This is a genomic window from Neisseria sp. HMSC064E01 (assembly GCF_001808875.1).
Lineage (GTDB): Bacteria > Pseudomonadota > Gammaproteobacteria > Burkholderiales > Neisseriaceae > Neisseria > Neisseria sicca_A.
In genome coordinates, this window is record NZ_KV794964.1 from 1 (window position 1) to 839 (window position 839).

General features: G+C 58.5%; 1 protein-coding gene. It reads left to right on the forward strand.

The genetic code is table 11. The features are described 5' to 3' along the window. Positions 1–839: hypothetical protein (locus HMPREF2572_RS14660; RefSeq protein ID WP_210385313.1), on the forward strand; the 839-nt coding region annotated here is incomplete at both ends.

The window sequence follows — 839 nt, forward strand, 5'->3', positions numbered from 1 at the left end:
CTGAACGAACAACTCGCCGCCACTGAAAAAACCACCACCGTCGTCGCCGGTAAGAACGTGACCGTCAGCGAAAAAGTGGACGGCAACAACACCGAGTACACCGTCAACGCCGACAAGACCATCCTCAGCCAAGCGGCTAACGGTGCGGTTAAAGTCAGCGAAGGTGCGAAAGACGCCGACGGTGTTACCGATTACGCCCTCGACCTGACCGACGAAGCCAAAGCCGACATCGCCAAAGGCGTCGCGGCGAAAGACGCGGTGGATAACAAAGGCCTGACCTTTGCCGCCGACAACGGCACGACCGGTGCGAAGAAACTGGGTGACAGCCTGAGCGTCAAAGGCGACGGCAACATCCTGACCCGCGCCGACGAAAACGGCATCGGCTTCTCGCTGGCCGACAAGATTACCGTCGGCAAAGCCGGCAACGGCAACAAACCGCTCGTAATCGACGGTACCGCCGGTCTGATTTCCGGTCTGAGCAACACCACCCTGGGCGGTGCGGACTTTGCCACTAAAGGCCAAGCCGCAAGCGAAGAGCAGCTGAACGCAGCCCAAGCCAACCTGGCGAACCTGCTCGGCGGTAACGCAGCCAACGACAAAGGCAACGTCACCACTGCCGACATCGGCGGTACCGGCAAAGACAACGTCCACGACGCCATTGCCGCAGTCAAAGCAACTGCCGACAAAGGTTGGAACCTGAACGCCAACGACGAAACCTCGTCTGAAAAAATCGGCGCAGGCGACACCGTGACCTTCAAAGAAGGCAAAAACGTCAAAGTCAGCCGCAACGGTAAAAACATCACCGTAGCGACTTCAGACGACGTCTCCTTCGACAAAGT